Origin of the sequence: Hydrogenimonas sp. (genome assembly GCF_029932565.1) — a bacterium.
Lineage (GTDB): Bacteria > Campylobacterota > Campylobacteria > Campylobacterales > Hydrogenimonadaceae > Hydrogenimonas.
Map to the genome: position 1 here is coordinate 1 of NZ_JAOZPV010000097.1, position 5,511 is coordinate 5,511.

The 5,511-nt window shown below is 55.8% G+C and carries 8 protein-coding genes; all 8 read left to right on the plus strand.

The window, feature by feature from the left end; translation table 11 throughout:
- Nucleotides 1–207: 2-oxo acid dehydrogenase subunit E2 (locus tag Q1K24_RS09040; protein WP_300369161.1), on the plus strand; the 207-nt coding region annotated here is incomplete at its 5' end.
- Nucleotides 204–449, plus strand: coding sequence for a phosphopantetheine-binding protein (locus Q1K24_RS09045; protein ID WP_300369164.1), 246 nt, complete (start codon nucleotides 204–206; stop codon nucleotides 447–449). The genes Q1K24_RS09040 and Q1K24_RS09045, both read left to right, overlap by 4 nt.
- Nucleotides 450–457: 8 nt before the next feature.
- Entirely contained in the window at nucleotides 458–784 is a 327-nt protein-coding gene (locus Q1K24_RS09050; protein WP_300369167.1) for an MGMT family protein, read from the plus strand.
- Between the two features lie 4 nt (nucleotides 785–788).
- Nucleotides 789–2,117: an NAD(P)/FAD-dependent oxidoreductase gene (locus Q1K24_RS09055; RefSeq protein ID WP_300369169.1), complete on the plus strand. Its 1,329-nt coding sequence runs from the start codon at nucleotides 789–791 to the stop codon at nucleotides 2,115–2,117.
- A gap of 12 nt (nucleotides 2,118–2,129) precedes the next feature.
- Entirely contained in the window at nucleotides 2,130–2,888 is a 759-nt protein-coding gene (ppk2, locus tag Q1K24_RS09060) for a polyphosphate kinase 2 (RefSeq protein WP_300369171.1), read from the plus strand.
- Between the two features lie 80 nt (nucleotides 2,889–2,968).
- Nucleotides 2,969–3,928 carry a TIGR00730 family Rossman fold protein gene (locus tag Q1K24_RS09065; protein WP_300369173.1) on the plus strand — a complete coding sequence of 320 codons (960 nt, stop codon included), beginning with the start codon at nucleotides 2,969–2,971 and terminating at the stop codon, nucleotides 3,926–3,928.
- Nucleotides 3,915–4,103 carry a hypothetical protein gene (locus Q1K24_RS09070; protein WP_300369175.1) on the plus strand — a complete coding sequence of 63 codons (189 nt, stop codon included), beginning with the start codon at nucleotides 3,915–3,917 and terminating at the stop codon, nucleotides 4,101–4,103. The genes Q1K24_RS09065 and Q1K24_RS09070 overlap by 14 nt, the downstream gene beginning before the upstream one ends.
- A gap of 77 nt (nucleotides 4,104–4,180) precedes the next feature.
- The coding region (ppsA, locus tag Q1K24_RS09075; protein ID WP_300369177.1) for a phosphoenolpyruvate synthase at nucleotides 4,181–5,511 on the plus strand (1,331 nt) is incomplete at its 3' end.

The window sequence follows — 5,511 nt, forward strand, 5'->3', positions numbered from 1 at the left end:
TTCGGCGTCATCTATCCGCCGCAGGTGGCGCTGGTGGGGTTCGGGCGCATTATGGAGAAACCGTGGGTGGAAGGCGACGCCATCGCCATCCGAGAGGTGGTCGAAGCATCCATCGCCGGGGATCACCGGGCGACCGACGGACGGACCGGCGCGCTGTTTCTCGCCAGACTCGACAAAATACTTCAACATCCGGAGGAGCTGCTATGACGAAAGAGGCCATCAAAGAGACGATCGTCGAAGCGATTTACGAAATCGCACCCGAGCACGAGGGTGAAACGATACCGGAAAAGGAGAATTTGCAGGAGGCGTTGGAGATCGATTCCTACGATTTTCTGAATATTCTGACCGATCTGGCCGAAAAACTCGGTGTGGAGGTGCCGGAAGCCGATTACGGCAAGGTCGACACGTTGGAACACATGGTCGACTATTTCGCCGCCCGTATGACATAGTGCGGATCATGGCGACACCGTTGCAGAAAGCGGTCTGGAAAGCACTGAAACATATTCCGGAAGGGCGTGTGACGACCTACGGTGCGCTCGCGGCTCATCTCGAAACGGATGCCGTGCGTGCCGTCGCCTCCGCTGTGGGAAAAAATCCCGATGCACCGGCGACCCCGTGTCACAGGGTCGTACTGGCGGATGGGACGCTCGGAGGGTATTCCGCAAAAGGGGGTGCGGAAACGAAACGGCGCCTCCTCGAGCGGGAAGGTGTGGCGGTGAAAGATGGCAGGATCGTCGATTTCGGAAGGGTTCTGTACCGTTTCGAGGATGTGGAAAAAGGATAGGGTGATGGATTACGAGTACGATATCTGTTTCATTGGCGGGGGATTGAACTATGCGGGGGCCGTCGTAGCTTCACGCGGAGGGATGAAGACGGTTCTGATCGAAAAGGATCTCTCCCATCTGGGGGGTACCTGCCTGCACAACGGCTGCATTCCGTCGAAGATGTGGCTTCATGCGTCGGAAACTCTCTGGCGAAGCGCGGCGGCGTACTGCAAAGGCTCTCTCCGTCTCGATATGAAAAAACTCCAGGAGGAGAAAAAGGAGATCGTCGCCAACGCGACGCAGAACGTGACGATGCAGTGCGGACGGGTCGAGCTCATCGAAGGCGAAGGAGTGCTGACGGCCCCCCATCGGGTCGAGGTGGCAGGCAAAACCCTGACGGCGCGGTATGTCGTGATCGGGACCGGTTCGTCGCCCTACATTCCCGAAGGGGTCGTCTACGACGGTAAGCGTGTGGTGACGAGCGACGAGATACTGCAGCTGCAGAAACTCCCCGAAAAGATCGCCATCTACGGAGACGGGGCGATCGGTCTGGAGATGGCTTCGTTTTTCGCGGCGGCGGGTGTCGAGACAGATCTGATATGGCGGCACGCCACGCTTCTGCGCAAGGCACATCCGTCGATGGGCAGGGGGATGATGAAGCAGATGGAGCGGATCGGTGTCGGTCTGCTGCCGGAGAGAAGGATCGTCTCGGCGGAGCGTTCGAAATACGCTGTTCGGATTGTCGATGACAAAGGTGGTGAATACGAGGCACCGATGCTGTTGGTCGCGACGGGACGCAGGGCCAATGTCGGTGCGGTCCGGACGGATGCCGTAGCGATCGGCCCCAGAGGAATAGAGACCGACGAACACTTCGAAACGACACTGCCGGATCACTACGCCATCGGAGACTGCAACGGAAAGCTGCAGCTTGCCCATGCAGCCAGAGCCCAGGTTCTCCATGTCGTCCGCCGGATTCTCGGTGAGGATCCCGATCCGTTCGATCCGGACCGGGTCGTCCGGTTTATTCATACGCTTCCCGCCGGCTATGCATCGGTCGGAAAGACGAAAATTTCGCTCGAGTCCGAGCGGTCTGCCTACAAAGAGAGCCTGTTGCCGCTCGGGGGGCTTCCCTATGCCAAAATTCACGATGCGCCGGAAGGAAAAATCGCGGTCTACAGTGACGAAGAGGGGTTCATTGTCGGGGCGGAAATTCTCGCACCCGATGCCGAAGAGCTCGCCGCCATCGTCGCGATGGCCCTGGCGGGAGAGATGGATGTTTCCCTGGCGAAGCGGACCGTTATGGCCCATCCCACTTTCAGCGAACTGCTGGAGAGAACGTATGGAAAACTGTAGGAGTTTGGAACAATGACGAAACGGCAATACAGAGAAGAGCTCTACGAACTGCAGGTGGAGCTGGTGAAGTTTCAGCGGCATGTCATCGAAAAGGATATCAAGGTCTGCATCGTCTTCGAAGGGCGCGACGCGGCTGGCAAGGATGGGACGATCAAGCGGTTCACCGAACACCTGAGCCCTCGGGAGGCGCGGACCGTGGCACTCGGGAAACCGAGCGACCGTGACCGGAAATCGTGGTATTTCCAGCGTTTCGTACCCCATCTGCCCAGCGGCGGGGAGATCGTCTTTTTCAACCGAAGCTGGTACAACCGTGCCGGAGTCGAAAAGGTGATGGGATTCTGTACGAAAAAGGAGCACAGGCTTTTCATGAAAGAGGTGGGTAGTTTCGAACAGATGCTGACCCATTCGGAGATGATCTTTTTCAAATACTATCTCGACATCTCCAAAAAAGAGCAGAAAAAACGGCTGGAAGAGCGAAAGAGAGATCCGCTGAAACAGTGGAAACTGAGTCCGATCGACCGGCAGGCGCAAAAACTCTGGAAAGCCTACTCCGAGGCGCGGGACGAGATGTTCACCAAAACCTCTTTCGTTTTTGCACCGTGGCATGTCGTGCACAGTGACGACAAAAAGGTGGCACGCATTAATGCGATGAAACATTTTCTCGCCCATGTCGATTACCCGGACAAAGAGGAAAAACTGCTGGTTTTCGATACCGATATCGTTTGCGAGTTCGATCCGGTCTGTTATGAAAAGGGGCTCATCGCACCATAGCATTGTCAGGGTACGAAATCCATTGGTTTTTTTATTCCATTTCGTTATGATTGAAGAAACAGATTGATAGAGGAGCGATCATGCGCAAAAAAGTCAAACACAGATGGCATGAGCTGCCGTGGCAGCATCCGAAGCCGAAATCGGAGGACCCGAAAGCCGAAAAGCTTGTGAAACGGCTGATGGAGTCTCCAAGCTATCGTATGGCGGAGGAGGATACAGAGTTTCTCCAGAGCCATGAGACACGGGGGATCCGTCTCGATCTCGACTATCTGAAAGCCGAACTTGTCATGACGGAGCTCGATGTCCAGCATACGATCGTCGTCTTCGGAAGTGCACGGATCAAAGAGCGAAAGACGGCATTGGCGAAGTTCAAGGAGGTAGAGAAGCGGCTCGAACTCGATGCAGACAATCAAAAACTGCTGGCAGAGCTGCGCGACGCGGAACGCATGGTCGAGATGAGCACCTACTACGACGATGCCAGGAAATTCGGACGACTTGTCGGCAACAGCGGCACCGGTCCCGAGGACAACCGTGTCATTCTGATGACGGGTGGTGGCCCGGGAATCATGGAGGCGGCCAACCGGGGTGCCTACGACGTGGGTGCCAAGTCGATCGGACTCAATATCAATCTGCCACACGAACAGTATCCGAATCCCTATATCTCACCCGAACTCTGTTTCCAGTTTCACTACTTCGCCATCCGGAAACTCCACTTCATGTTGAGAGCCCAGGCGCTTGTTGCCTATCCGGGCGGTTTCGGAACGTTGGATGAGCTTTTCGAAATTCTGACACTGATACAGACCAGAAAAACTCCGGAAATGCCTGTCGTCCTGGTGGGAAAACGGTATTGGGACCGGATTATCAATCTGGATATTCTGGCCGAGGAGGGGATGATATCAGCGGACGATCTCGAGATTTTTACCGTCGTCGAAAATGCCGAAGAGGCATGGCAGCATATCATCGACTGGCATACGGATCGAAAAACACATCTGTATCGTGTCTATACAGAAGGAGAGAAACCGCAGCATGGAAAAGTATGAAAGAGTGATCATCTCGGGTCTGGAGATCCCGTTCTGGGATCTGGTCTGGTTCATGGTGAAGCTGACGCTGGCGTCGATTCCGGCGCTTTTCATCATCTATCTCATTTTCGCGTTTCTGGGGATGATTTTCGGCGGATTTTTCCATATGATCGCGATGCCGCCGCCTCCGCTGTGAGCGGGATGGACGGAGGAGAGGAGATAGGGAACGGTGAAGTGTGAACGGATAGGGAGAAATTTCGGAAGGAGTACGTGATGGGCAGATATGTCAAATGGTTCAGAGAGATCGGCATCGAGGATGTGGCGGAGGTCGGGGGCAAAAACGCCTCGCTGGGGGAGATGTACCGCAATCTGACGGAAGAGGGGGTACGGGTGCCCAATGGCTTCGCCGTCACGGCCGACGCCTACCGGTATGTTTTCGACGCCAACGATGTCTGGAAAAAACTGCACGACCAGCTGGACACTCTCGATCCCGACGATGTGAAACAGCTGCAGGAGAGGGGTGCGGCATGCCGGAGAATTATCGAAGCGTGCGAAATTCCCGACGATCTGAAAAAGGAGATTCTGGCAGGCTATGCCGATCTCAAAAAAGAGTACGGCGACGCGCTTTCTCTGGCGGTACGCTCGTCGGCGACGGCCGAAGATTCGCCGGAAGCCTCGTTCGCAGGCCAGAACGAAACCTATCTGAACATCCGTGGCGAAGAGGCGCTTTTGGATGCCTACAGGCGGTGCCTTGCCTCGAACTTCACCGACCGTTCCATCCACTACAAACATGACCACGGATTCGACTGGTCCAAAGTCTTCCTCTCCGTCGTCGTGATGAAAATGGTCCGTTCCGATATCGGTGCCAGCGGTGTCATGTTCAGTCTCGACACCGAAACGGGTTTTCGGGATGTGGTCTTCATCAACGGCGCGTGGGGACTGGGAGAAAACGTCGTGCAGGGGACGATCGATCCCGACAGTTTCTATATCCACAAGCCGACCTTCAACAAAGGGTATCGGGCCGTCCTCAAACGTCGTCTGGGGAAAAAGGAGCTCAAGATGGTCTTCACCGGCGAGCTTAACACCGACAACATCGCCGTGGAGTATACGAAAAATGTCGAAACGACAGAAGAGGAGCGTGCCCACTTCTGCATTACCGATACCGATGTCATGACGCTCGCCTATTATGCCATCAAAGTGGAAAACCACTACTCGAAAAAGGCTGGTTACGACAAGCCGATGGATATGGAGTGGGCCAAAGACGGTCTCGACGGGCATCTGTATATGGTCCAGGCGCGTCCGGAGACGGTGGAGTCTCAGAAGAAGGGGAACGTTCTGGAGATCTATCGGCTCAAGGAGCGGGGAGAGGTGCTGGTGACAGGGCGTGCCGTCGGTATGAAGATCGGGCAGGGAAAGGTCCATATCATCCGGGATCTGAAAGAGCTCGACAGCTTCAAGCCCGGTGAAGTGCTTGTGGCGGAGACGACGACACCCGACTGGGAACCGATCATGAAGATCGCGGCAGCCGTCGTGACCGAAAAAGGTGGGCGCACCTGCCACGCGGCGATCGTCAGCCGGGAGCTGGGCATCCCCGCCGTCGTCGG

Coding starts and splice junctions, on each gene's coding strand:
- Q1K24_RS09045 (WP_300369164.1), top strand. CDS start 204: ATGACGAAAGAGGCCATCAAAGAGACGATCGTCGAAGCGATTTACGAA.
- Q1K24_RS09050 (WP_300369167.1), top strand. CDS start 458: ATGGCGACACCGTTGCAGAAAGCGGTCTGGAAAGCACTGAAACATATT.
- Q1K24_RS09055 (WP_300369169.1), top strand. CDS start 789: ATGGATTACGAGTACGATATCTGTTTCATTGGCGGGGGATTGAACTAT.
- ppk2 (WP_300369171.1), top strand. CDS start 2,130: ATGACGAAACGGCAATACAGAGAAGAGCTCTACGAACTGCAGGTGGAG.
- Q1K24_RS09065 (WP_300369173.1), top strand. CDS start 2,969: ATGCGCAAAAAAGTCAAACACAGATGGCATGAGCTGCCGTGGCAGCAT.
- Q1K24_RS09070 (WP_300369175.1), top strand. CDS start 3,915: ATGGAAAAGTATGAAAGAGTGATCATCTCGGGTCTGGAGATCCCGTTC.